This window comes from Pseudosulfitobacter sp. DSM 107133, from assembly GCF_022788695.1.
Classification (GTDB): Bacteria; Pseudomonadota; Alphaproteobacteria; order Rhodobacterales; family Rhodobacteraceae; genus Pseudosulfitobacter.
The window spans coordinates 25,640-48,289 of the sequence record NZ_CP085156.1 but is presented as its reverse complement, the minus strand read 5'-3'; the positions used below and the strand labels follow the sequence as shown (position 1 = coordinate 48,289).

At 63.3% G+C, this 22,650-nt stretch carries 22 protein-coding genes and 5 pseudogenes; 6 read left to right on the top strand and 21 right to left on the bottom strand.

What is annotated here, in order from left to right; translation table 11 throughout:
• Nucleotides 1-97: 97 nt before the first annotated feature.
• The 3 genes and pseudogenes from DSM107133_RS20350 to DSM107133_RS20340 form a co-directional block, all read right to left on the bottom strand.
• Nucleotides 98-430, bottom strand: a pseudogene (locus DSM107133_RS20350) (IS6 family transposase); the annotation flags it as partial.
• 76 nt (nt 431-506) lie between these two features.
• On the bottom strand, nt 507-1,643 hold the full coding sequence (locus tag DSM107133_RS20345) for an acyl-CoA dehydrogenase family protein (protein ID WP_114295261.1): 1,137 nt from the start codon (nt 1,641-1,643) through the stop codon (nt 507-509).
• Nucleotides 1,640-2,815: a CoA transferase gene (locus tag DSM107133_RS20340; RefSeq protein ID WP_114295262.1), complete on the bottom strand. Its 1,176-nt coding sequence runs from the start codon at nt 2,813-2,815 to the stop codon at nt 1,640-1,642. Before DSM107133_RS20340 ends, DSM107133_RS20345 begins: the two co-directional genes overlap by 4 nt.
• Before the next feature lie 81 nt (nt 2,816-2,896).
• Between DSM107133_RS20340 and DSM107133_RS20335 the strand changes: the two genes are divergently transcribed.
• Nucleotides 2,897-3,793 (top strand): LysR family transcriptional regulator, encoded by an 897-nt coding sequence (locus DSM107133_RS20335; protein ID WP_114295263.1) that lies wholly within the window; start codon nt 2,897-2,899, stop codon nt 3,791-3,793.
• A gap of 355 nt (nt 3,794-4,148) precedes the next feature.
• Nucleotides 4,149-4,970 (top strand): IclR family transcriptional regulator, encoded by an 822-nt coding sequence (locus tag DSM107133_RS20330; protein WP_205387905.1) that lies wholly within the window; start codon nt 4,149-4,151, stop codon nt 4,968-4,970.
• On the opposite strand, the gene DSM107133_RS20325 is transcribed toward DSM107133_RS20330, so the two are convergent.
• From DSM107133_RS20325 to DSM107133_RS20250, 16 genes are all read right to left on the bottom strand, one after another.
• Entirely contained in the window at nt 4,961-5,563 is a 603-nt protein-coding gene (locus DSM107133_RS20325) for a pentapeptide repeat-containing protein (protein ID WP_114295264.1), read from the bottom strand. The two genes, DSM107133_RS20330 and DSM107133_RS20325, sit on opposite strands and share 10 nt — an antisense overlap.
• Nucleotides 5,560-6,027, bottom strand: a complete 468-nt coding sequence (locus DSM107133_RS20320; protein WP_114295265.1) for a flavodoxin domain-containing protein — start codon at nt 6,025-6,027, stop codon at nt 5,560-5,562. The genes DSM107133_RS20325 and DSM107133_RS20320 overlap by 4 nt, the downstream gene beginning before the upstream one ends.
• A complete protein-coding gene (locus DSM107133_RS20315) occupies nt 6,024-7,241 on the bottom strand; it encodes an FAD-dependent oxidoreductase (RefSeq protein ID WP_205387906.1) in 1,218 nt (405 codons plus the stop codon). Before DSM107133_RS20315 ends, DSM107133_RS20320 begins: the two co-directional genes overlap by 4 nt.
• On the bottom strand, nt 7,238-8,731 hold the full coding sequence (locus tag DSM107133_RS20310; RefSeq protein WP_114295572.1) for an aldehyde dehydrogenase: 1,494 nt from the start codon (nt 8,729-8,731) through the stop codon (nt 7,238-7,240). The genes DSM107133_RS20315 and DSM107133_RS20310 overlap by 4 nt, the downstream gene beginning before the upstream one ends.
• Nucleotides 8,732-8,738: 7 nt before the next feature.
• Nucleotides 8,739-9,518 (bottom strand): aspartate dehydrogenase, encoded by a 780-nt coding sequence (locus DSM107133_RS20305; RefSeq protein ID WP_114295267.1) that lies wholly within the window; start codon nt 9,516-9,518, stop codon nt 8,739-8,741.
• Between the two features lie 3 nt (nt 9,519-9,521).
• On the bottom strand, nt 9,522-11,195 hold the full coding sequence (locus tag DSM107133_RS20300; RefSeq protein WP_114295268.1) for a thiamine pyrophosphate-binding protein: 1,674 nt from the start codon (nt 11,193-11,195) through the stop codon (nt 9,522-9,524).
• A gap of 12 nt (nt 11,196-11,207) precedes the next feature.
• Nucleotides 11,208-11,996, bottom strand: coding sequence for an SDR family oxidoreductase (locus DSM107133_RS20295; protein WP_114295269.1), 789 nt, complete (start codon nt 11,994-11,996; stop codon nt 11,208-11,210).
• Nucleotides 11,996-12,925, bottom strand: a complete 930-nt coding sequence (locus tag DSM107133_RS20290) for a VOC family protein (protein ID WP_114295270.1) — start codon at nt 12,923-12,925, stop codon at nt 11,996-11,998. The genes DSM107133_RS20295 and DSM107133_RS20290 overlap by 1 nt, the downstream gene beginning before the upstream one ends.
• 20 nt (nt 12,926-12,945) lie before the next feature.
• Nucleotides 12,946-13,755: an alpha/beta hydrolase gene (locus DSM107133_RS20285; RefSeq protein WP_114295271.1), complete on the bottom strand. Its 810-nt coding sequence runs from the start codon at nt 13,753-13,755 to the stop codon at nt 12,946-12,948.
• Entirely contained in the window at nt 13,752-14,492 is a 741-nt protein-coding gene (locus DSM107133_RS20280) for an SDR family oxidoreductase (protein ID WP_114295272.1), read from the bottom strand. Before DSM107133_RS20280 ends, DSM107133_RS20285 begins: the two co-directional genes overlap by 4 nt.
• A complete protein-coding gene (locus tag DSM107133_RS20275) occupies nt 14,489-15,535 on the bottom strand; it encodes an aromatic ring-hydroxylating dioxygenase subunit alpha (protein ID WP_114295273.1) in 1,047 nt (348 codons plus the stop codon). Before DSM107133_RS20275 ends, DSM107133_RS20280 begins: the two co-directional genes overlap by 4 nt.
• 59 nt (nt 15,536-15,594) lie before the next feature.
• Nucleotides 15,595-16,359, bottom strand: coding sequence for an ABC transporter permease (locus tag DSM107133_RS20270; protein ID WP_243253624.1), 765 nt, complete (start codon nt 16,357-16,359; stop codon nt 15,595-15,597).
• Between the two features lie 74 nt (nt 16,360-16,433).
• Nucleotides 16,434-17,408 (bottom strand): ABC transporter substrate-binding protein, encoded by a 975-nt coding sequence (locus tag DSM107133_RS20265; protein ID WP_114295275.1) that lies wholly within the window; start codon nt 17,406-17,408, stop codon nt 16,434-16,436.
• Nucleotides 17,409-17,439: 31 nt separating this feature from the next.
• Complete coding sequence (locus tag DSM107133_RS20260; protein ID WP_114295276.1) at nt 17,440-18,210, bottom strand: ABC transporter ATP-binding protein; 771 nt, start codon at nt 18,208-18,210, stop codon at nt 17,440-17,442.
• Nucleotides 18,200-18,502 (bottom strand): recombinase-like helix-turn-helix domain-containing protein, encoded by a 303-nt coding sequence (locus tag DSM107133_RS20255; protein ID WP_114295277.1) that lies wholly within the window; start codon nt 18,500-18,502, stop codon nt 18,200-18,202. The genes DSM107133_RS20260 and DSM107133_RS20255 overlap by 11 nt, the downstream gene beginning before the upstream one ends.
• Before the next feature lie 297 nt (nt 18,503-18,799).
• Nucleotides 18,800-19,744, bottom strand: coding sequence for a cupin domain-containing protein (locus tag DSM107133_RS20250; protein WP_114295278.1), 945 nt, complete (start codon nt 19,742-19,744; stop codon nt 18,800-18,802).
• Nucleotides 19,745-19,828: 84 nt separating this feature from the next.
• Here DSM107133_RS20250 and DSM107133_RS20245 point away from each other — a divergent pair, with 84 nt between their 5' ends.
• Nucleotides 19,829-20,608, top strand: coding sequence for an IclR family transcriptional regulator (locus DSM107133_RS20245; protein WP_114295279.1), 780 nt, complete (start codon nt 19,829-19,831; stop codon nt 20,606-20,608).
• A 68-nt stretch (nt 20,609-20,676) separates the two neighbouring features.
• Here DSM107133_RS20245 and DSM107133_RS20240 read toward each other — a convergent pair whose 3' ends face one another.
• On the bottom strand, nt 20,677-21,369 hold the full coding sequence (locus DSM107133_RS20240) for an IS6 family transposase (RefSeq protein ID WP_114295280.1): 693 nt from the start codon (nt 21,367-21,369) through the stop codon (nt 20,677-20,679).
• A 51-nt stretch (nt 21,370-21,420) separates the two neighbouring features.
• On the opposite strand from DSM107133_RS20240, the pseudogene DSM107133_RS20235 reads away from it, so the two are divergent.
• Nucleotides 21,421-21,945, top strand: a pseudogene (locus tag DSM107133_RS20235) (pyridoxal-phosphate dependent enzyme); the annotation flags it as partial.
• A gap of 134 nt (nt 21,946-22,079) precedes the next feature.
• Here DSM107133_RS20235 and DSM107133_RS20230 read toward each other — a convergent pair.
• A pseudogene (locus DSM107133_RS20230) lies at nt 22,080-22,208 on the bottom strand (IS30 family transposase); the annotation flags it as partial.
• A 2-nt stretch (nt 22,209-22,210) separates the two neighbouring features.
• On the opposite strand from DSM107133_RS20230, the pseudogene DSM107133_RS20225 reads away from it, so the two are divergent.
• A pseudogene (locus DSM107133_RS20225) lies at nt 22,211-22,378 on the top strand (recombinase family protein); the annotation flags it as partial.
• Nucleotides 22,345-22,455 (top strand): annotated as a pseudogene (locus tag DSM107133_RS20220) (IS6 family transposase); the annotation flags it as partial. The pseudogenes DSM107133_RS20225 and DSM107133_RS20220, both read left to right, overlap by 34 nt.
• Nucleotides 22,456-22,650 lie beyond the last annotated feature (195 nt).

Below are 22,650 nucleotides of genomic sequence, written 5' to 3'. Positions count from 1 at the left end.
GGATGAACAGATGCGTTTTTACGTTGCACGTTGGCCTTCGAGTTTCTTAATTTCGATCCTCCGTCAGCGTGGCAAAGTGGCAGCAGAGAAATTTGAGGCGTGCATTGCGGCGTGCCTGGACCAGAATGTCGAGCGTGTCACCTTTGGCGTCGACCGCGCGCCACAGCCAGTGCTTCACGCGATTGATCGGGATCACCACTTCGTCCATGTGCCAGTTGTCGTTCGGGCGCGGTCGATCGCGGCGGATACACGCGGCAAAATACGCACCAAACCGGTTGACCCAAAGACGGATGGTCTCGCGGCTGACGATGACGCCTCGCTCCGCCAAGAGATCTTCCACATCCGCGCTGCTCAGGGCAAAGCGATGGTAAGCCCAAACCGCATAGGAAATCACCTCACGCGGAAAACGAAAGCCCTTCAGGCGCGGCATGGACGATGGGATCGCATGCCCCGGCCTCTACCCGCTTCGACAAACACAAACAACTTGGCAATGCCATCGTGTTTCGTTAAGATAGCAGCCCACGCGCGATTATGGTGCGTTGGATCTCTGAAGATCCTTCGTATATCCGGAAAATGCGCAGGTCTCGCAGGTAGCGTTCCAATGGGAAGTCGCGTGTATACCCATATCCGCCATGGATTTGTAGAGCTCTGTCCGCGATGCGCCACGCGGCTTCGGTTGCGTATAGTTTGGCAAAGGCAGACTCGGTCGAATATCGGCTAGAAGTGCCACGTTTGGCGGCCGCCTGCATTGAGAGCGCCCGCGCCGCAGCCAGTTCTGTGGCGCAATCGGCCAGCATAAATTGCAAGCCTTGAAAATCACCAATTGGATGGCCGCCGACTTTGCGCTCCTTGGCATAAGAGATTGCTGCATTCAACGCCGCAGCGGCTATGCCGGTGGCCTGCGCGGCAACTTCAATGCGACCGTTGTCCAGCACCTTCATAGCAGTGCGAAACCCTGTTCCTTCATCGCCAAGCCGGTTCGCCTCCGGCACCCAGCAGTCGAAAGTAATACCAAACACATGCCCGCCTTTCAGCCCCATTGTCCGCTCGTTCGGGGCGATATCGACACCTGTGATGGCCTTTGGCTCCACGATAAAGGCGCTGACACCTGGCGCGCCGACTGTTCTATCTGTCTTCGCATAAACCACAATGAAGTCAGCCGCACCGGCATTGGAAATGAAACATTTGCTCCCCTTGATCCGGTATCCTAAGCCTTCCCGCACAGCGTAGGTTGTCATATCCGCGGGGTTGGAGCCGGCTTGAGGCTCAGTCAAAGCGAATGCACCCAAGGCGCTGCCCGCGGCTGCATCAGGCAACAGACGGGCCTTGAGGGCAGCATCCCCGCCCAACAAGACCGAATCCGTTGCCAGAAAATGCGCTGTCAGCATCGATGCAGTCGAGCCACAAGCCCCCGCGACGGCCTCAACCGCTGCATAAAGCGCCGGGCCGGAAAGGCCCAGGCCACCTGCGTCTTCGGGCAGGTTCATCCCCATCAGGCCCATCTCGGCCATGGCGGGCAAATGATAGGTCGCAAAGATCGCTTCTTCGTCAATCTGCGCGGCCTTGGAGGCCAAAACCTCTTGCGAGAACCGCTCAATCTGGTTGATCACGGCACGTTCGTCCTCAAGCATGGGATAGGTCATTTGTTGTCTCCTTTGGCCAGTGTCGCTAGAATTTCTGCTTCATTTGCGTTCAACCCCGGTGCCGCAGAGCGGCCCCCACGGACGGCACCACCGAAATGTACTGGTTGCTCTGGCACGTTCAGACGCCCCAAAACTGGGTGCTCCACCTCCGACGCAAGGCCGCGCTCCACGGCTTGCGACGAGGCCCAGGCCTGTGCAACCGACTGGATCTCAGATGCAGGTATCCCGCGGACGGACAGGCTGGCAACAACTTCGGCCACGTTGCGTGTGCCAGCCCAGAGCGCGATCTGTTCGGCAAGGGCGGGTTCGTTTTCGCGGCGCAGCGGATCCGTGAGAAAGCGCGGATCATTGGCCAGCTCTGGCAGTTCGATAACCTCACAGAAAGTTGCAAACAAACGATCGTTCAGAACCGCCACAGCAAAATGCCCATCCCCTGCCGGATAGGTGCCGAACGGCGCCGACAGCGCGTGCCGGTTGCCGGTTCGCTTGGGGGCTTCACCGCCCATCAAGGTGCGGCAGGCCAACAGCGGCATCATCGATGTCAGCGCATCAAAAAGCGCAACATCCACGTGCCGCCCTTTTCCTGTCCGGCTGCGGTCAAACAGGGCCACCATAGTACCCCATGCCGCAAAAAGCCCGCCTGCCACATCGCCCAAAGCTTCGCCAATCATCGTTGGTGTGCCGGTTTGCTCTCCCGTCACATCCATCAGGCCGCTCATGGCTTGAATGATGATGTCATAAGCCGGTTTTGCCGTGTTACTCCCTGTCTGCCCAAAGCCGGAAACCGACACATAGACCAGCTTTGGAAATGCGGTGGACAGGGCCTTAACCCCAAGGCCCAATTTTTCCATCACGCCCGGGCGAAAGTTCTCAACAAGAACATCCGTATCTGCCAGCAGCTGTTTGATTTTGGCAATATCCGCCGCAGACTTTAGGTTAAGAACAATCGAGCGTTTGCCACGGTTTATCGATTGAAACAGAAGGCTCTCGCCGTGCTTGAACGGTCCGATATGGCGGTAGTCATCGCCGAGGGCGGCTTCCACTTTGATGACATCGGCGCCCAAATCGGCCATAAGCGCGGTGCAATAAGGGCCAGCTAGCACGCGCGTGAAGTCGAGCACGCGCACCCCGTCAAGTGGCTTCGCATTTATCGTGGCTGATGTCTGTTGCATGTAGAACCTCTGGCTTGAATGGCTGGAGTTTACTACGAGGGTAGGTATATACAGAAATATCGAATCCTCATATGGCGATAGATGAAACCTATACCTATAAGCCTACGGCAAATTGACTACGTGATTGCCACAGCGGATGGGGGCAGCACAGCCGCCGCCGCGCGCATATTGAACGTTTCGCAGCCCTCTGTATCCTTGGCGATTGCGAAAGTTGAGGAACACTTCGGCCGTCCTCTCTTCGCGCGCACCGCTGGCCAAGGGGTCGTTCTAACGCATTATGGGCGACAAAAGCTTGGTGAGTTCAGAATCTTACGTACAGACGCTCAGCGTACATTGAATGCCAACAATGCAGAAAATGCCATCTTGAATCTCGGAGTTTTCTCAACCCTTGGCCCCCGTTATGCGCCAAGGCTGGTGCGCGGATTTCAGGATGAATCCCCAGGCAACCAAGTGCGCCTGCATGAGGCAAATCTGGAAACCCTCTCCGGATGGCTTGAGACCGGTCAAATTGACGTCGCCCTAATCTATGATTTGGGCCTCCCCTCAAGCCTCAAGATTACGCCGCTTGCAGATATCCGACCCTATGGCCTTCTACCCGGCGGCCATCCGTTAGCAGGCCGAAAGGCCATCAGCATGGCAGAATTGCTGCAAGAACCACTGATCTTAATGAGCTTGCCACACAGTCGCAGCTATTTTCTCACGTTAGCTCAAATGCATGGAATCAGCCCACAAATTGCTCACGAAACTGGATCTGTCGAGATGCTGCGTTCGATGGTCGCAAATGGTCTGGGCGTTGGGCTTCTAGCGACCGATATTCCGCATCGTACTGCGTATGATCAACGGCCCATTGTTCGGATGCCTCTCACTGGGAAACTTGCACCTCACCGCATTGCCTTGGCGCGGTCAGGGCGACTGCGATCAAATTGTTTGGTAGAACTATTCAGTTCATACGCGCAACGATCCTTTGCAGGGATATAGACGTTGATTGCCACTGAGAACTGAACAGCGTGATGAAGCGGAAGGTGTTGCCCTGCGCCATCGCCGGACCACCGGCCGACAGGCAGGCGATGCTGGCGGCCGATGTGCCCGGAAAGGACCGCCGGGTAAGGCTGGAGTGAATCATCTGTTGGCTCACTGATCTGGCCGGATGCGCCGAAGGTAAAGATGTGCGGAATCTACATAATTTGACGTTTTGCCAGTAGAACTCATGCGGATAGTGCCTTGACGCAGAACAAGAACCGCGATGCAACCTCGGCTCGTGGTACTGGACCGGCAACTGTTGTCACGCCCGGATGAGTTGAGTATGTAGTTCACAATTGAACAAAGCGGAGCCATGATGAACAAAACCGTCACCGAGGGGGCCAAGCGGCCGGAGTATTCCGTGCAGCCCGTGGTGCGCGCTCTGGCGGTCCTGCGCTATATTGCGGCTGGCAACCGCTGCCGCAAGATCAGCGGCGCGGCCAAGGCCACCGGCGTCAACCGCACCACCTTGATCCGCATCCTTGCGACGCTGGAGGCCGAACGCATCATCGAGGCGCTGCCCGACGAGGGCGGCTACCGGCTGGGCACCGGGCTGATCTCGCTCGCCGCAGAAGCGTTGAATGACCGCGGCATCGTGCCCTCGGCACGACCGGTGCTGTCGAAGCTGGTCGAAAAACTGAAACTGTCGGCGCATCTCGGGGTGCGCGAAGGCCATGAGATCGTCTATCTGGCGCGCGAAACCCCGGTGTCGCATCTGGCCAGCACGGTGCGCGAAGGCACCCGGCTGCCCGCCCATGCCACCACCATCGGCCGGATTCTCCTGGCCGAACTGAAACGCCAGGAGTTGCAGGCGCTCTATGCCGACTATCCACTGGAAGCCTATACCGCCAAGACTCGCACCACGCTCGATGCGCTGATGGACCAGCTAGCCGACGACCGCGCGCGGGGGGTGTCCTGGAGCATGGCCAACTTCGAGCCCGAGATCGGATCCGCCGCCGCCCCGGTCTATGATCACCGGGGCGAGGCCGTGGCAGCGATCAACGTCACCGGCTACGCCAGTATCTTCACCGAGGGCACCGAGCAGGCGGCATTGATCGAGCGCACGCTGAAAGACGCAGCGCAGGAGATCTCGGAAGCCCTGGGCTATCGCGGCTGGGCTGCCGATCAGATGTAGGTATAGCCGAAAGACATGCCAAAATCCGTCGATTGCAGCGCCGCATTGCCTTTGCGCGCCCGGCGCAGCCAGAGCCGTCCATGCACCTGGGTCCCGGACAGATCGACCGTGTCGGGCAGACGGGCATTGTCACACCAGAGCCCGCCCAGCCACTCGCTGCCTTCGAAACTGACCGCGCCGCGGCTCTCGACCGATTGCAGCGAGAAATTGCCGTAACAGGTCGTGCCGGCGAAATCCGCACCATCGGCAAAGCGCGCGCCGTCGAAGCGCCCGATGCCGCGGAATTCGGCCTCGTGGAACTGCGCGGGGCCATTGAACTGCGCCCCTTCGAACCGCGCGTCGTTCATGAAGACCGCGCCGTCAAATCGCGCCGGGCCGTCGATGCCCACGTCGCGAAACCACGCCAGCCCGTCGAACCGCGCGCCCCGGGCGTCGATCCCGCCGCGGAACTGTGCCCCGGTGAAATCAACACCATCCAGCGCCAGGCCCGACAGGTCCAGCGCCTCGTCACAGGTCACGCCGCGAAAATTCGCGTGCGCGCCATGCTGCCAGGGTCGGGTCAGGCGCTCTCGGATCTCTGCCGCCGTGGTCATGCCGCCTGTCCCAGTGCGTCGCTGGCCATGCCGACGATCTCTTCGGCCCAGGGAAAGGCCAGGTCCTCGGCCATGTCCGCGCCCGAGGCATCATGCGCGATCCGCTCGCCCAGTTGCGTCGCCCCGCGCGCGATCATCAGTTCGGCCAGGGTCGCGGGACCGCCGTTGAAGGTCTCTTCATACTCGCTGTCGCCCATGCCGAAGATGCCGAAATGCACGCCGGTCAGGTCGGGCTGTTCGGCTTCCATCTTCTCGGCAAAGGGCTGGGCCGAGGCGGGCAGTTCGCCGTCGCCATAGGTCGAGCAGACCAGCAGGTAGAGCGTGCCGCGATCGAAGTCCGCAGGGTCGAAATCCGACAGGTTGGTCGCTGTGACCTCGTGCTCCGCTTCCAGTTCGGCGGCGATGTCTTCGGCCAGCATTTCGGCATTGCCGGTTTCGGTTCCGTAAAGCACCTGGATGTTCATTGCATGTCCTCCTGTCGGGCGAGGGTCAGCATGGCCTCGCGGGTGGTGATCTTGGCCCGGCAACGTCCGGGCGGTGGATTTGCGGTCTCGGCACTGTCGATGCGGCACCAGCCGTCGTAATCGGTAATCGCGTCGAGACCTTGCAGGATCGCGGCGCCTGGTTTCGCCGGATCGGGGGTCAGCTCGCCCAGGATACGGTCGGCCAGCGCCTTGGCATCGGCCCGGTTGTCCGGGATGGTGCCGCGCGGGCCGCGCCGGAACCAGCCGGTGGCGTAGAGCCCCGCGGCCAGCCCGCCGTCTTGTTCGTCCTGCAAAAGCGCATCGCGGGGCAGATCGCCCGGCGTGTCAAAGCCGATGGCGGTCAGAACGGAGGTGCAGGCCAGCACCTCTTCGCCCTCGGCGCTGTCAAACCGCACCGCTGCGGCCTGTCCCTCGCCTTCGACCGCCAGCGGCGTCAGCCCGAAGCGGAAGGTGATGCGCCGCGGCCCGTCGCCGCCTTCCAGCGCGGTCAGGGCAGCCAGTTTCTTCTGCGCCTCGGGGTCGTCGCTGTCGCCCGCGCCGATGACGCGGATGGTGACACCTGTCAGCTTGCCCAGTTCCTTGATCATCACCGTGTCGAATTTCGCCGCCGCCGCGGGCGAGCGTCCGGTGATAGTGATTTCCTCGATACCGCTGCCCGCCAGCCAGTCGCTCGGGCCGGCGCCCAGGTCCGATCCGTCGAACTCCTCGGGCGACTTGGCCAGCAGCCGCAGCAGGTCAATCGCCACGTTGCCATTGCCGACGATCAGCGGGTTCGGCCCCAGCTCCGGCAGCGCCTCGGCCTCGGGATGTTCGTACAGCGCCCGTGTCAGCTTGCCCGCGCCATGCACGCCGGGCAGATCGCCACCGGGGATACCAAGCGCCCGGTCCGCCGAAAGGCCCGCGGCCAGCACCACCGCGTCATAGGCGCCGCGCAGATCGTCCAGCGTTACTGCCGTGCCGACACCGACGTTTCCGAAAAACCGCGCGCCCTGCCGCTCGAACAGCCGGGCGAACTGGCGCGTGACGGCCTTGGTGCCCTGGTGGTCCGCCGCCACGCCATAGCGCACCAGCCCGTAAGGCACCGGCAGCCGGTCGATCAGGTCAACCCGCAGGTCGGGTTGCGCCTTGAGCAAGGCCTGCGCCAGGAAACAGCCCGAAGGCCCGGCGCCGATGATTGCAATCTGTCCGGTCATTCTGCCCTCACCACATCTGCCGCCCATGGATGCGGTTCGCCGGTCAGATCGGCATAGATCGCCTTCTGACGCATATAGGCGCGCAGCCCCTGACGGCCCTTTTCGCGCCCGATCCCGCTGGCGCCATCGCCGCCGAACGGGGTCGAGATCGAGAATTGCTTGTAGGTGTTGATCCAGACGGTGCCCGCCCGGATCGCCCGCGCCAGCCGCCAGGCCCGCGGGAAATCGCGGGTCCAGATGCCGCAGGCGAGGCCATAGTCGTTGTCGTTGCCCTGGGCGATCACGTCTGCCTCGTCGTCAAAGGGCAGCACGGCCAGCACCGGGCCAAAGACCTCTTCACGGCACAGGCGCGAGGTATTGTCCAACCCTTCGATGATCGTCGGCAGGTAGAAGCTGCCATTGGCAAACGCGGCCCCATCGGGCGCCGCCCCGCCGCACAGCAGCCTGCCACCGTCCTCCAGCGCGCGGGCGACATGGCCCGCGACCTCCTGGCGGTGGTCCTCGTGGATCAGCGGCCCGACCTGGGTGCCGGGCTCAAAGGAATGGCCGACCCGCAACCGCTTGGTCGCCGCGACCAACCGGGAAACGAAATCGTCATAGATGCCGCGCTGCACGAACAGCCGCGACCCGGCGATGCAGCTTTGCCCGGTGGAGGAAAACACCCCGAAGAGGATGCCCGCCAAAGCCACCTCGATATCGGCATCGTCGAAGACGATGGTGGGCGACTTGCCGCCCAGCTCAAGGCTCACCGGCATCAGCTTGCGCCCGGCCTTTTCCGCCAGGTTGCGCCCGGTGACGGTGCCGCCGGTAAAGCTGATCTTGGCGATGTCGGGATGCTCGACCAGCAGGTTGCCGATCTCGCGTCCCGAACCGGGCAGCACCGAAAGCAGGCCCTTGGGCAGCCCCGCCTCATCGACGATCCGCGCCAGTTCCAGTGCCGTGAGTGGTGACCAGGAGGCGGGTTTGAGGATGACGGCGTTGCCCGCGGCCAGCGCCGGGGCCAGCTTCTGCGCATCCGAGGCGATAGGGGAATTCCACGGCGTGATCGCGCCCACCACGCCCATCGGTTCATGCACCGAGAGCGTCAGCGCGCCGCCGCGTTGCGCGGTCAGGTCGTCGTCCATGGTCTCGGCCACGGCGGCGAAATAGCGGAAGGTTCCCGCGGCGGACCCGGCCAGTGCGGCGGTTTCGGCGAGGGTCTTGCCGGTGTCGCAGGACTGGATCTGCGAGATGCGGCCCGTGTTGGCCTCGATCCCGTCGGCAATCGCATGCAGCACCCGCGCCCGTTCATGCGGTTTCAAGGCACCCCAGGCGGGCTGCGCGGCCCTGGCGCGGGCAATCGCCTCTTCGCCATCCGCGGCAGAGGCCCCCTTGAGAGTGCGGTTCAACGTGCCATCGGCGGGAAAGACCGAGGCGATCTCGGCCCCGCGGCCCTCGCGCCAGTCGCCACCGATGAAGAGCGCCCCGGAGGGCAGGATATCGCGTTCCATTTTCATCTCAGATCACCACCGGTCCTTTGCGGTTTCTTATCTCGCGCAGCACCGAATAGATCGTTGCCGCGCTGGTCTTGGCGTTGCCGTTCGAGGCCCGGTTGTCGATCCGGATCTCGTAATCGCCCAGCGGGGAGGTCACGGCATAGGCGTGCCGGTTGCCCGCCGCTGTCGGGTCCGCCACCAGCTCCACCTGCGTCGCATCCATACCCGCGCCTGCCAGCGCCAGCGTTGCCGCGACATTGGCATTCTTGGGAAAGGCCTGTGCGACGTCGCGGGCGGTGCCGGAAAAGAACACCGTCGCTTCGGTCAGGCCGTCGAGGTCGATCCGGTCTTCCGCCGGTGTGCCCCGCCAGGCCTGGGGCGGCTTGGTGCCGGTGTAGCGCACCTCCAGCCCGCCGGCGGGCGCCATGGCGGCCAGAAGGTCGATCCCGCCAATCGCGCCCGCAGGCAGGATCAGCATGGCGCCACCGTCTTGCGCCGCCCGGTGCAGGGCGGTCTCCAGCGCGGCATCGCTGAGCGCACCGATAGAGACCAGCACGACGTCGATCCCGGCTTTCAGCGCAGGCAATACCGTTTCGCGCACCGCCGCATGACCGGCGCATTCGACCAACAGGTCGGGGCGGGCGGCGATCAGGGCCTCGGTGGTCTCTGCCACCTCGGCGCGCGGATGCGCCACCGCCTTGCCCGGGCGCGCCAGCACAGTCACCCGGGCGAGGTCCTCCGCGCCCAGAAGATCGAGCAGCGATTTGCCGATATTGCCGTATCCAACCAGGCCGAGATGCATGGCTTACTCCTTCTTGCCTGCGGCCCCGGCGGGCGGACCGGCGAAGGCTTCGGCAAAGGGGCCGATGGCGCACATGTCCACCTCGATCAGGCGCGGACCCTCGGCCGCAAGCGCCACCTGCAGGGCAGCCTCGAAATCGTCGACCGCGCTGACCTTGACATGCGGCATCCTGATAGAGCCGCAGAAGGCCCCGAACTCCGGCACCGCGACCTTGGAGTAATGTCGGCGGCTGTCGTATTGCGCATCCTGGATGTTCTCGATCACGCCATAGGCCTGATCGTTCATCAGCACGTAGACCAGCGGCGCGTTTTCATCGACCGCGGTGATCATCTCGGCCAGCCCCAGCATGGTGCCGCCATCGCCCAGAAGGGTGATCGCCTTGGGCCCCTCGGAGGCCAGCGCCGCGCCGACGCCCATCGCCACGCCCTGGCCGATGCCGCCGCCGAGCGCATGCACGCCCTGTCGCGGATCGGAGAGCCGCACGTAGCGGTTGCCATAGGTCGAATTCGAGATCGTCACGTCGCGCACCCAGGCGTTGCCGCCCTTGCTGACCGCTTCGCTGATCGCCTCGGCCACCACCGTGTAGGGCCCAAGGGTATCGCGCAGACGGCCTTCGGCCTGGGCCCGCAGGCGTGCGATGTCAAAGCGCAGGCTTTCGTCCGTGTCGAGCTTTTCGGGCAGCAGGTCGAGGATCCGCCGCAGGGTATCCGCCGCATCGCCATGGGCGAAGACATCCACCGGGTAGTTGCGCCCGCCCTGCCCCGCGTCGGCATCGATCTGCAACAGGGGACGCGGCAGCGGCATCTTGTTGTTGCGGGTCTCGTTGCCGCGCAGGCGCGAGCCCACCACCAGCATCAGGTCGCAAGAGCCGTAAAGCTCCATCGCGTCGGGGCCCATGTTGAAGGCGCCGAGGTTGGCGGAGTCTTCCTCGGAGACCACGCCGCGCCCGTTGGTCGAGGTCACGACCCCCACGCCACGACGCATCAGTTCGGTTGCCTCGGCCACCGCACCCCGCGCGCCGCCGCCCAGCCAGACCAGCGGGCGCTTGGCCTGTGCGATCAGCCGCGCCATCTCTTCCACCGCCGATTGCGGCGCAACCGGCCGGGTCGGCACGGGCGCATGCACCGTCGCCATGACCACGGCGGGCGAGCGTTGCACATCCACCGGGATTTCAAGGCTCACCGGCCCCGAAGGCGCCGAGAGCGCATCCGATACCGCCGCTGTCAGAGCACCGACCGCGCCATTGGCATCCCACATCCGGTGCACCGACTTCGACACGCCGCGCAGCATTTCCGGCTGGCGCGGCACGTCATGGATCGCCGCGCGGTCACGGTCGGCATAGCCGAGATCGACCTGCGTGGTGATATGCAGCACCCGGCTACCCGCGGTCAGCGCCTCGGCCTGAGCCCCGGCGGCATTGCCCGCCGCCGTGCCGGTCGAGGTGATGCAGACGCCAAGTCCGCCGGAGACCCGCGCATAGGCATCCGCCATGTTCATCGCCCCGGCCTCGCCGCGGGCGGGGACGAAACGGATGCGGCCCTGTCGCGCCACGGCGTCGAGAATGGGCATGTTATGGATCGAGATCACGCCGAACATCGTGGTCACCCCGACCTCGGCCAGATAATGCGCGATGAAATCGCCGACGGTTTCGGTCTTGCTGATGGTATCGTGTTTCATGGTCCGCATTCCTCAAATATGCCGGGACAGGCCGCCCGAAACTTCGAGCTGGGCACCGGTGATGTAGCTGGCCGCTCTGGAACCCAGAAAGGCGATGGCATTGGCGGCTTCCTCGGCCTCGCCCAGACGGCGCAGCGGGATGCCTTTCTTCTCGGCCAGCGCGCCGTACCATTCGGCGCGGCTGACGGATTGGTCTTCGCGCTCGGCAAAGCGGCGGGTCCATTGGCCCGAGCCGATCAGACCCATGAGCACAGAGTTGACCCGCACCTCGGGCGCCAGTTCGACCGAGAGCGATTTCAGCAGGTTCTGCACCCCGGCACGGGCCGAAGAGGTGCAGACCATGTGCGGCTCGGGCTGGTAGGCGAGCAGCGAGTTGACGGCGACAATCGCGCCTTCGGCCTCGCGCAGCATCGGCAAGAAGGCACGGATCGGCAGCACCTGGGAAAACAGCTTCAGTTCGTATTCGGCGCGCCAGTCGTCGTCGGTGGTGTCCTCGAAGGTCGAGATCCGGCCCTGGCCCGCGTTGTTGACCAGCAGGTCGCAACGCCCCCAGGTGTCGCGCACCAGGTCGGCAAAGCCGGTGACCGCGTCCTTGTCGAGCACCGAAAACGCCGCCGTCAGCACGTTGTCGTCGCCGAAGTCGCGCTTCAGAACCGCCACCACGTCGTTCAGCCGCGCCTCGTTGCGGGCGCAGAAGGCCACCCGCGCACCGCTTTCCAAGAGCAGGCGGACGGTGGCCAGCCCGATGCCCGAGGACCCCCCGGTCACCACCGCCACGCATTTGTCGTAATCGTATCGCATCACGCGGCTCCTTCAGCCTTGGTCCGAAGTTCGGGAAAGCCCGGATCGGGCCGCCCCTGCATTACCGCGCGCTGCGCCGGGGTCGGCGGGCCTGCGGTCATCCATTGATCCATCTTCTCGGGGTCGTCGCGCGGCCAGACCTGCGCCTCGTGGGTCGCTTCGTCGATCTGCTGCACCTCCGAGGTGAACTCGATCACGAAGCCCGAGGGCGAGACGAAATAGGCAAACGGGTTGTCGCCCGGCCCGTGCCGCCCCGGCCCCCAGGTCGGCACATGGCCCTTCTGTTTCATCCGGCCGATGCCGCGCATGAATTCGTTCAGCGTCGGCATTTCGAACGCCACGTGGTTGACACTGGCATAGTCACCGCGCACCAGCGCTATCGCGTGGTGATCGGTGTTGCAGCGCAGAAAGACCATCTGGTCGGCGGAATAATCCGACACGCGGAAGCCCAGAACGGTTTCGTAGAACGCCTGCGTCGCCTCCATTTCGGGCGCGTTCAGAACCACGTGGCTCACTTTGCGCGGCTTGGCCCATTCCGGCTCTTCGTCCAGCGTACGGGCGTCACAGCGAAAGCGCAGGCGGCGATTGTCCGGATCCAGCACCTCGAAGCCATAGCCGCCGGACCAGTCGTCGAACTCCGCGGGCGTGCCCAGAACCGGCGCGCCCTTGGCCAGGCACTGCGCGTGAAGCGCATCCATGCTGGCGCGGTCGGGCATGGCGAAATGGATGTACTCGATGCCAAACACCGACCCATCCTTCAGCCCGTAGAGAAACGCCTCCTCCCCGGTGCCGCGCAAGAGCGCTGTGCCGTCCTCGGCATGAGCCAGTTTCAGGCCCCACATGTCTTCGTAGAAGGGCAATGTCCGGGTCAGGCCCGGGCCGCGCATCATGATGCCGCGAAGCCGTTCGGTGCGTATGATATCGGTCATCTCGTCCTCTCCCTGTTCCGTCACGCCGCGGCAGCGGCCGTCAGGTCCAGCGCACGCGCAAAGCGGGCCGGGTCCTGTTGATAAAGCGCATGCCCGAGATCGGGCAGTTCGGTGTAGCGGCCCCGCGCATTGGCATGCAGCACGCCATGGACGCGCCGGGCGCCCTCGGGCGGGGTCACGCGATCCTCGGCGCCGACAATCACGTCGGTCGGCAACCAAAGCCGTTCGGCATCGTCCAGAAGACGGCCAGAGGCCAGCATCCGTGCGGCCTGGCCATAGCCGGGCATCGTGACCTGGCCCATGGCGGTCTGAACCAGCGCCAGCGACTCGGGGTTGTCCTCGGGGCGAAAAACCAGACGCGGCGCGCGGGCGGCGGCAAAGGCCTTGGCGCCCTGACGCTCCAGATCATCGATCCTGATCTGCGCCGCGGCGCTCAGCACTTCGCCGGGGGTGACGCCATGGCCGATGGCGGGCGCGGCGAGGGTCAGATGCGTCACCCTGTCGGCATGCCCGGCAGCAAAGGCGGCCGCCACGAGCGCGCCCAGCGAATGTCCAAGCAGCGCGCAGGTGCCGATGTGGAGCCGGTCGAGCAGACCCCGCAGCGCGGTGGCGTAATCCTGCGCCTGTGGCCAGTCCTGCGCCAGCGGATCGGAGCCACCATAGCCCGGCGCGTTCCAGGCGATCACCCGGGTGGTCTCGGGCAGATGCGGCAGCAGCGGCGCGAACGATCCGGCGTTGGAGCCGATGCCGTGCAACAGCACCAGCGTCTCGCCCCTGGCGGGACGTTCGAGCCAGGCGATGCCCTCGGAGATATGCGAAACCCAGCTCATGCGAAAACGAACCCGTTGTTGACGGGCAGAAGCTGCCCGGTGAGCGTCAGCGCGCCTTCTTCGACGAGGAAGGCCACGACATCGGTGATGTCCTGCGGCGCTTGCGGGCCGGGCACGGCGCGGCCCTCGGAATACTGCCGGTGGCGCGCCTCGGGCACATAGTCGGTGCTTTCCGTGGTCAGGATACCCGGCGCCACCGCCGTCACCCCGATCCGGTCCGGTCCCAGTTCGCGCGCCAGCGAGCGGGTCATGGCGATCACCGCGCCCTTGCTGGCGACATAGGACAGCAGCCGGGGCGCGCCCCAAAGCGCGGTGTCGGATGCCATGTTGACGATGCGTCCAGAGCCGGATGCCTTGAGCAAAGGCGCGCAGGCGCGGACCATCAGCCAGGTGCCGCGCACGTTGACGCGCTGCACCAGGTCCCAGCTTTCGAGCTCGATATCGTCGTAAGGAATGCCGCCGATCCCGGTGGCAATGGCGCCGTTGTTGATCAGCCCGTGCAACTTGCCATCCGTCAGTTCCGCCACCGCCGCGCCGCAGGCCTGGATCGACGCCGGATCGCCCAGGTCGACCTTGACGAAAGCCGCGTCCAGCGCTTCTGCCGTGGCGCGGCCTTCCTCCTCGGCGATATCGCCGAGGATCAGGCGTGCCCCCTTGGCAGCGAGCGACCGGGCGATTTCAGCGCCCAGACCGCGCGCCGCGCCGGTGACAAGGATATGACGGTCCTCGAGGCTCATTCCGCCGCCACCGTTTCGGATTTCAGCTCGGCCTCGATCTGCGCCTTGGCGGCACGCGTCAGGATCTGGCGAATGCGGCTCACGCCCAGGTCATGCTGGTACAGCATCTCGCGCTTGCGGGCGTCGTCCGGCATGCCCTCCAGCATCACCCGGTCCTGCTCCAGCACGTTCCAGTGGTTGGTTTCGAGGATGGCGCGATAGAGGAAACGCCAGCTTTCACGCGCCGTGCCTTCGACCTTGCGCATCCGCCAGAAGAACACGCGGCAGGTGTTTTCATCCACTGGGGTGGTGAAGCCGATGATGCGGAAGATGCCGCCGGGGCCCGCCGCGGGCGGATAGGGGATGTCGAGGAAACAGAACATCGAGCCGGGATGGATTTCGAACTCGGTCCAGTCGAAGTTCTCGCCGGTCTGGCCAACACGCTCGATGCGGAAACCCTCGTCGGTCTTGTTGAGCTGCATCAGGTCCTGTTTCGACCCGAAGGCCAGGGTAAAGCTGTCGGCGTGCAGGTAGCAGCCGTGCATCGGGTCGGCGAGGTTGTCGAGTGCATAGCGGTAGTTCGATTCCCAGACCGAAGTGCAGAGGAACCCGGTCCATTCGTCGGAGGTCATCTCCTTGGGCAGCACCAGTTCCGGCGCCTCGGGACGGTCGACGGAAGGCACATAGACAAAGACCGCGTCGTTGCTTTCCTGCACGGTGTAGGATTGCAGTGCCTTGCGACCCTCAAGGGCGCATTCCGGCATCGCGGGCACCCGCTGGACCACGCCCTCGCCATCGACCACCACGCCGTGATAGCGGCAGGCGACATGGCCATCATGCACCTCGCCATAAGACAGCGGCGCGCCGCGGTGGGGGCAGAAATCCTCAAGGCAGCGGATATTGCCGGCGCCGTCGCGCCAGAGCACGAGCTTCTGGCCGAGGAGCTTGGTGCCGAAGGGGCGCGAGTCCTTGATCTCGACCGACTTGGCGACCGGATACCACTGGCCCTTCAGGCCTTCGTTCACGCGCTTTTCGATCAGCGCTTTCTTGTCGATGACAGTCATTTTCTTCTCCCTAGTCTGGGGTGCCGCCGTGCGGGCAGCCGGTTGTCATAGCCCTGGCGTCAGTGGTCGGCACGGGGCAGGTAATGCAGAACGCGGGTCTCGATCCGGACGAGCGCGACATAGAGGGCGTAGCCGATCACGGTGAGCAGCAGGATGGCGTTGAACACCATGGCCGCATTGGCCTGGCCGCCACCGTAGGAGATCAGGAAGCCGAGCCCGGTATTGCCGCCGACAAGCTCACCCACGGTCACGCCAATCACGGCAAGGGTCGAGGCGATGCGCAGCCCGGCCATCAGGTTGGGCAGGGTCGACGGCATCTCGACCTTCCAGAACACGCCGAGGCGGCTGAGGTTATAGGCCCGGGCGAGGTTCACCAGGTCGCGGTCGACAGTGCGCATCGCCTGCAGCACATTGACCAGCACCGGGAAGAACACGATCAGCACGGTGACCAGAAGCTTGGGTATCGAATTGTAGCCGAACCACATGATGAACAGCGGAGCGAAGGCCACCTTCGGCGCGATCTGCAGCGCGAGAATGTAGGGCGAGAGCACCTTTTCCCAGAACTCCGACATGCCCAGCAGGTAGCCCAGAACGGCGCCGAGGGCCGACCCGATGATGAACCCAAGCACGGTATAAAGCGCGGTGGACAGGAAGTGACCCAGCAGCCCTTCGAATTGCCACATGCGCGCCAGTTCGGACAGGCAGTCGCTCAGCGTGGGGATGATGAACTTGGGAACATCCAGCGCGGTGGGCAGGATTTCCCAGGCCAGAAGCACGAGGACCAGAAGCCCGAGGCTGGCATAGAGGGGATTGGCAAGGCGCATGAGGCGGGGTCCCTTTGAAGCGGAGGCTTTGGCGGCCGGGGATGTCTTCCCGGCCACGGCCTGAGTGGCGTCGGTCATTTGGCGAACTCGTTGGTGTAAAGCTCCTCGACCGGCACGGCGGTGCGGACGAGGCCGGCGTCGAGGTAGAAGTCCTGAACCGCCTTGATTCGGTCGGGGTTGAAGGTGCCCAGCGGCTGGTTTTCGCCTTCGGGATAGATCAGCTCGGCATAGGCCCGCAGGATCGCCTCGACGCCCGCCTGGTTTTCAGCGTGTTGCGGCACCAGCTTGACGTAGTCGGCAGCAGCAGCCGCCGGGTCTTCGGAGATATCGCGCACGCCGCGCAGCACCGCCTGGACAAAACCTCTCACCACCTCGGGGCGCGCGGCGATGGTGTCATCCGAGGCGATGATCGCCTGCGCCATGGCCGGGAAGACGGTGTCGACCGGCATCTGGTCCATGGCAACGCCCGCGGCCTCGATGGCGGCGATCCATTCCGGCACACCCGACATGGCGTCGAGTTTGCCTGCGATGCTCAGCTGGATGATGCCGCCGGGGCCCACGGCCTGGATATCGACGTCGTTCTTGGTCAGCCCGACCGAGGCAAGCACGCCCAGCAGGTTGTAATAGGTGGTGTCCTGGAACGACAGCACGCCGACCGACTTGCCTTTCAGGTCCTCGGGGCCGGAAATGCCCGTGTCCGCGCGCCAGGCGAGCTGCGTCAGCCCGCGCCCGCCCAAAAGCGCCACGCCACGGATTTTCAGCCCGTTGGCGCGCACGATGATCGGCGTGTCGCCGATGCCGCCGCCCAGATCAGCATTGCCAAGCGCGACCTGGGTCGCCACGTCGGCGCCGCCCTTGCCCACCTGGAAGGTGACGTCGAGCCCGGCATCCTCGAAATATCCCTTGCCCTTGGCAAGCTGGAACGGCGCAAAGGCCGGAAGGAAATCGGGCGCCGGAAACAGGTATGTGACCTTGTCGGTGGCAAAGGCGGCACTGGCGGAAACGGCCAGAGCGACGGCGGCAAAAGTGGATAGGATGGAATGTTTCATGGTTCGGGACTCCCTGTTCCGAGCGGCGGCCTCAGGCGGCCTTTTCTTCGAGTTTCAGGTGCTTGAAGAGCTGTGCGGCATATTCCGACACCTCCGGCAAGACGCGGCGTTCGATCGGACGGTCACGCTTTGGCAGGTCGACCTTGATCTCGGCCACGATGGTGCCGGGACGTTCCGAGAGCACCAGGATGCGATCCGACATCAGCACCGCTTCCACCAGATCGTGGGTGATCAGCAGCGTTGTCTTGCCCGACTCGGCAATGGTGCCCGCGAAGGAATTCTGCAGCAGCAGCTTGGTCTGGGCGTCCAGCGCCGAGAAGGGCTCGTCCAGCAGGATGATCTCGGGGTCGATGGCCAGCGTTCGGGCCAGCGCCGCGCGCTGCCGCATCCCACCGGACAACTGATAGGGATAGTGGCTGTCGAAGCCGGAAAGCTGGCAATGCGCCAGTTCCTTCATGGCGCGTTCGCGCCGTTCGGTCTTGGCCACGCCGCGCGCTTCCAGCCCGAACTCGATATTGGAGATGATCGAGCGCCAGGGCAGCAGCAGGTCTTTCTGCAGCATGAAACCGACATGCGAATTGGGGCCGGTGACCGCCTCGTCCGAGACCAGGACCTCGCCTTCGGTGGGTTGGTAAAGCCCGGCGGTCATCGACAGGATCGTCGACTTGCCGCAGCCCGAAGGCCCGACGACCGAGACGAATTCGCCTTCGTTCACCTTGAAGCTCACGTCATTCACCGCAGTCAGGCGGTCGCCTGCGTTGGTGGTGAACTTCTTGGTCACGCCTCGGAACTCAAGCGCCATAACCATGCTCCGCATAGGCCGCGTCGAGCGAGGCGTTGATCGTCGCCAGTTCTTCGTGAACCAGGTCAGCTGTCCAGTCGGTGCGGCCGGAATCCGGCGCCTTGAACCCGCGGTCTGTCAGGGCGGCGGCGACGGCATCCCAGTCATGGCCGGCCTCGGCATAGACCTCCATCAGGGTTGTCGCAAAGGCCGCTTCCTGCGGCTCCAGCTCCCGCCCCCGGCATTGATGCGCAAGCGCGGGGCGACTGGTGTCCGCGGCCCGCTGTGCAAGTCTGTCCTTGAAAGCATCCATGACGTGGCTCCTCTCGGTTGCTTGATGTCTTGTCTAGTTAGTGTTCATATTTGAACCATATGTTCACTTTTGATGGTAGCTGCAATAACCCCCGGTGTGTCAAGTCTTTTCAAAAATTTTTTTCGGGGGCTCGCGATCGCATTTTCGGCCGCGGTAAACAGGTCAAGTCACTGGTATCGTTATGACAATCAGAAGACGACGCAAGGGTTGCGCGCAGCCATCTGGTGACGCGCAAGCGGCGCGTTCAGGTATGGCGGGGCAATCCGCCATACCAGTTAACAATTGGGATTCAGGCGCTTACGCGGCTTCGTAGACCACGCCATCCTCTTTGGCAGAACCAATCACGTGCCAGACGGTGGCGGCACCTGCGCCGTCGTTGCGGATCCAGTGTGTGCGGCCCGCGGGTGTCTTGACCAGGTCACGCGGCCCCAGTTCCACCTCGACGGTTTCGCCATTGTCTTCCCAACCGACGGTCAGGCTGCCTTCAAGCACCAGGAAGGCGTCTTCGACGTCGCGGGTAAAGCCCTTGAGGCCGACACGCGACGGCACGCCCCACATCTCCTTGCAGCAGGTGTCATGGCTCAGACCGCCCTCGCCGACATAGACCTTGCGGGAAAAGCCCGCGTCTTCCCAGATGGTCGGCTGGTCCACGTGGCGAATCACGTATTGCGCCATCAGCTTTTGCAGCGGGTGGTCGCCTGCCGGGTCGAACTTGATGGTTTCGCCCGGCTTGGCGCCAAAGGCCCGCGCCAGTTCCGGCGCATGTTCCTTGGGGTGATAGTGATAGACCGGCGGCAGCGGCTTGCCCACGTCGACCGAGATCGACATCAGCACCGGCTCCACCCCGTCGACGCGGAAGCCATGGCCGATTTCGCGGGCGTTGAGAATCATGTCCTTGGGGCCGAGGTTGACCTCGCAGACCTCGCCATCTTTTTCCCAGCCGACGATCAGCGCGCCGTCGATGATGAGGAAGCTCTCCTCGATCTCGTGGCTGTGGCAGGCGGCATATTTGCCGGGCTCTTTATAGATCAGCGAGACGGTGAAATTGTCGGACTTGAGGGTCGAGGTATCGCCGACCTTGGGGGAGCCGCCGGACCCGATATAGCGCATCTGCGCTCGCGCCAGTTCGTCGAAACCGGCATTCGAAGGAAAGGCGTTCCAGTCGAATTCCTTGTCGGTGAAGCGGCCGGTATGGGCCTTGAGTTCTGCTGCCAGCGGCGATGCGGTTGCGCGCATGTTCATGTCGGGTCCTCCTGCGTCGTGTCGTTCATGCTGTGATGCAAAGGTAGGTAGCGCCCGCATGTTTCACCTGATACGCTGCGTTTTATGGGTGAAACAGAATCAGATGAGGACCGTTACCTGGTTCCCGGGCTGATCCGGGGATTCGCGGTGCTCGACATCTTTACCACCGAGCATCAGGAACTGACCCTGAGCGAAATTGCGCGGCGGCTTGATCTCAGCCGGTCGGCGGCGTTCCGCACGGTCTATACCCTGTCGCATCTGGGGTTTCTTTTGCATGACGTGCGCCGCCAGACCTATGCGCTGGGGCCTGCGGTGCTGCGGTTGGGGCATGGGTACATGGCCTCGCGCGAGTTGGTGCAGATTGCCCTGCCCGAGATCGAGAAGCTGCGGGACCAGACCGACTGGTCAACCCATCTGGGCGTGCGCGACGGGCGCAGCGTGCTTTACATGCTGCGGGTGGCAAGCCGGATGGGCATGGGCAGCATCGTGCACGTGGGCAGCCGACTGCCCGCGGCGGCGACGACCATGGGTCGGGTTTTGCTCACCGATCTGGACGAGGAATCCCTGATTGCGCTCTACCGCGACGAGCATTACGAACACGCGCCGCTTGGCACCCCGCGCAACATGGCGGCGCTGCTCGAACAATGGCGCGGCGATTGCACGCGCGCGGTGGTGGTGCACATGGGCATTTTCGAGCGCGGCATCGCCTCGGTCGCGGCACCGATCCGCGATCTGTCAGGCGGGATCGTCGGGGCGATCAATGCCACCCACGCCTTTGACACGGTAGTTTCGCCGGACGAAAAAGTCATTGCGGCCGTCGAATCCTGCGCCCGAGCTATTTCCTTTCACCTCGGACGCAGGTGATGGGCAAAGTGTGCGGGTAGTGTCGCAAAGTTTCCGCCAGTTTGAGAAAGCTGTTTAGCTGGGCGCACTTATCCAGCGAGTGCTGCAAACTGCGCGAAGCCAGACTGCCCCGACTGGTCAAACTGACCTTTCCGGATCATGTGTGCTACTTCGATCCCCGCAAGAGTAGCCGAAGCTGAGTTCAGCGATTTGAAAGTCTGCATCGGTTTGGTTAGTTTCTTGATGAAACGGTGATCCTGCTCAATGATATTGTTGAGATATTTTGTTCGCCGAACAGTGATCAACCAACTCCAGCCGCACATCACGAGCAGGCAGTTCATGTTGAACAGGCCAGCTGTGTTTGGTCCACTTTTGTCGATAACGACTTTGTCCGGCCAGCCATTGCTGCCGATGGCTTTTACGAAAAACGCAGTAGCTGCGGCCTCGTCGCGGCGCTCCGATAGCATGAAATCAAGGGTTTTGCCTTCCTTGTCGATCGCGCGATATAAGTATGTCCACTCGCCCTTTACTTTGACGTATGTCTCATCCATTCGCCAAGAGCGGCTAGTGGCGGCTTTCCGGCGATGCGCTTCTTCAGCAATTGCGCCAGCGTATTTCTCGACCCACCGGTGGAGAGTCGCATGATCCAATTCGACGCCGCGTTCGGCCATGATCTCTTCAAGATCGCGATACGAAACGGGAAAGCGGACGTAGAAATACACGGCGTAAAGGATCACGGATTTCGGATACTGCGCGCCTTTGAAGCTTATCAAATCTATCATCCTGTTGCCGTGTTCGGAAAACGAGGCTGCTAGACTGCGGCGCAATGCACCGCAACAAAATCCAGAAACTTTGCGACACTACCCCAATTCAACAACCGCGATGCCTTGATCGGTTATGAGGACATCGGTCACGAGTTGGTCGCACAGTTCCCGGATGGTATCGACGCCTTTTGCGGCGCGGTTGGGGTGGCAGGAATGACGATGGGTGTGGCACGGGTCTTGAAGGCGCGCTCCGAGACGGTCAGAATTGCCGTTCTGGAACCGGCCTCCTCCCCTGTAATAACGGAAGGCAAGGCTGGCACCCATCACATTGAGGGCATCGGCGTGGGGTTCGTACCGCCCTTCCTCGACCAAAACCTCTATGACGAAGCCCGCAGCGTTCCCGAAGAAGATGCCCGTGCCATGTGTCGTCGGTTAGCGCGTGAGGAAGGACTGCTGGTCGGTACCTCCACCGGCATCAATGTTGCGGCTGCAATTGCCCTGGCGAAGGAGTTGGGGCCAGGCAAGACGGTCGTCACCGTTGCCTGCGATACCGGACTAAAATACATGAACGGGAATCTGCTTTCAGATACATAAGCCTTATAGTTGCTGTCGCAAATCTTGTTGAAATTTGAGTGCGGGCATCGCCCGGACATAACTATGCTGAGAGCGCTGCAAACTGCGAAATGCGGTTGGGCCGTAGGCATGGAGCTGCCCCTTTCGGATCATACCTTCCCATGCTCCTTGCGGAACATCATCAAGTCGCACTCCCAATGGCCGAATTCCAGGCGTTCTGAGACGCGCTCAGGCCTGTGTGACAGGCTTTGAACGTCGAATATGTGGGTTCTGTTGTGCCTGCGGTATCAAGGGCGCCGATCCCGACATTACGCTTCAGGCCATCTGCGCCCGCTTGGAGAACATGCGTGAGCGCACACCCTGCGGCCGGACAAGCTGGCAGCCATCATCAGTGAAGATGTTGCTGGAGCGGGCGAAGCGGCTTGGAATGCTACTCTTGCGGGGATCGAAGTAGCACACATGATCCGGAAAGGCCAGTCTGACCAGTCAGAGCAGTCTGGCTTCGCGCAGTTCGCGGCACTCGCAGGATAGGTGTGTCCTCTAGCAGAACTACCTCCGGCATGGCCGAAATTTTGCGACACTACCGAGCGGACTGTTGCTGAGCTGGCGAGCCAGTTTGACGTTCACCCAACGATGATCCACAGCTGGAAACGGGCGCTTCTGGAAGGCGCGTCCGGCGTGTTCGAGCGTGGCAGAAAGAAGCCCCAAGAGATCGACGAGGAGCAA

Excerpts from the sequence above, each read along its gene's own strand:
- DSM107133_RS20290 (WP_114295270.1), bottom strand. The coding sequence starts at position 12,925 with ATGACCGATATCATACGCACCGAACGGCTTCGCGGCATCATGATGCGC.
- DSM107133_RS20335 (WP_114295263.1), top strand. The coding sequence starts at position 2,897 with ATGAAACCTATACCTATAAGCCTACGGCAAATTGACTACGTGATTGCC.
- DSM107133_RS20325 (WP_114295264.1), bottom strand. The coding sequence starts at position 5,563 with ATGACCACGGCGGCAGAGATCCGAGAGCGCCTGACCCGACCCTGGCAG.
- DSM107133_RS20300 (WP_114295268.1), bottom strand. The coding sequence starts at position 11,195 with ATGAAACACGATACCATCAGCAAGACCGAAACCGTCGGCGATTTCATC.
- DSM107133_RS20285 (WP_114295271.1), bottom strand. The coding sequence starts at position 13,755 with ATGAGCTGGGTTTCGCATATCTCCGAGGGCATCGCCTGGCTCGAACGT.
- DSM107133_RS20250 (WP_114295278.1), bottom strand. The coding sequence starts at position 19,744 with ATGAACATGCGCGCAACCGCATCGCCGCTGGCAGCAGAACTCAAGGCC.
- DSM107133_RS20295 (WP_114295269.1), bottom strand. The coding sequence starts at position 11,996 with ATGCGATACGATTACGACAAATGCGTGGCGGTGGTGACCGGGGGGTCC.
- DSM107133_RS20330 (WP_205387905.1), top strand. The coding sequence starts at position 4,149 with ATGATGAACAAAACCGTCACCGAGGGGGCCAAGCGGCCGGAGTATTCC.
- DSM107133_RS20245 (WP_114295279.1), top strand. The coding sequence starts at position 19,829 with ATGGGTGAAACAGAATCAGATGAGGACCGTTACCTGGTTCCCGGGCTG.
- DSM107133_RS20320 (WP_114295265.1), bottom strand. The coding sequence starts at position 6,027 with ATGAACATCCAGGTGCTTTACGGAACCGAAACCGGCAATGCCGAAATG.
- DSM107133_RS20280 (WP_114295272.1), bottom strand. The coding sequence starts at position 14,492 with ATGAGCCTCGAGGACCGTCATATCCTTGTCACCGGCGCGGCGCGCGGT.
- DSM107133_RS20345 (WP_114295261.1), bottom strand. The coding sequence starts at position 1,643 with ATGACCTATCCCATGCTTGAGGACGAACGTGCCGTGATCAACCAGATT.
- DSM107133_RS20260 (WP_114295276.1), bottom strand. The coding sequence starts at position 18,210 with ATGGCGCTTGAGTTCCGAGGCGTGACCAAGAAGTTCACCACCAACGCA.
- DSM107133_RS20310 (WP_114295572.1), bottom strand. The coding sequence starts at position 8,731 with ATGGAACGCGATATCCTGCCCTCCGGGGCGCTCTTCATCGGTGGCGAC.
- DSM107133_RS20240 (WP_114295280.1), bottom strand. The coding sequence starts at position 21,369 with ATGATAGATTTGATAAGCTTCAAAGGCGCGCAGTATCCGAAATCCGTG.
- DSM107133_RS20265 (WP_114295275.1), bottom strand. The coding sequence starts at position 17,408 with ATGAAACATTCCATCCTATCCACTTTTGCCGCCGTCGCTCTGGCCGTT.
- DSM107133_RS20255 (WP_114295277.1), bottom strand. The coding sequence starts at position 18,502 with ATGGATGCTTTCAAGGACAGACTTGCACAGCGGGCCGCGGACACCAGT.
- DSM107133_RS20270 (WP_243253624.1), bottom strand. The coding sequence starts at position 16,359 with ATGCGCCTTGCCAATCCCCTCTATGCCAGCCTCGGGCTTCTGGTCCTC.
- DSM107133_RS20275 (WP_114295273.1), bottom strand. The coding sequence starts at position 15,535 with ATGACTGTCATCGACAAGAAAGCGCTGATCGAAAAGCGCGTGAACGAA.
- DSM107133_RS20315 (WP_205387906.1), bottom strand. The coding sequence starts at position 7,241 with ATGACCGGACAGATTGCAATCATCGGCGCCGGGCCTTCGGGCTGTTTC.
- DSM107133_RS20305 (WP_114295267.1), bottom strand. The coding sequence starts at position 9,518 with ATGCATCTCGGCCTGGTTGGATACGGCAATATCGGCAAATCGCTGCTC.
- DSM107133_RS20340 (WP_114295262.1), bottom strand. The coding sequence starts at position 2,815 with ATGCAACAGACATCAGCCACGATAAATGCGAAGCCACTTGACGGGGTG.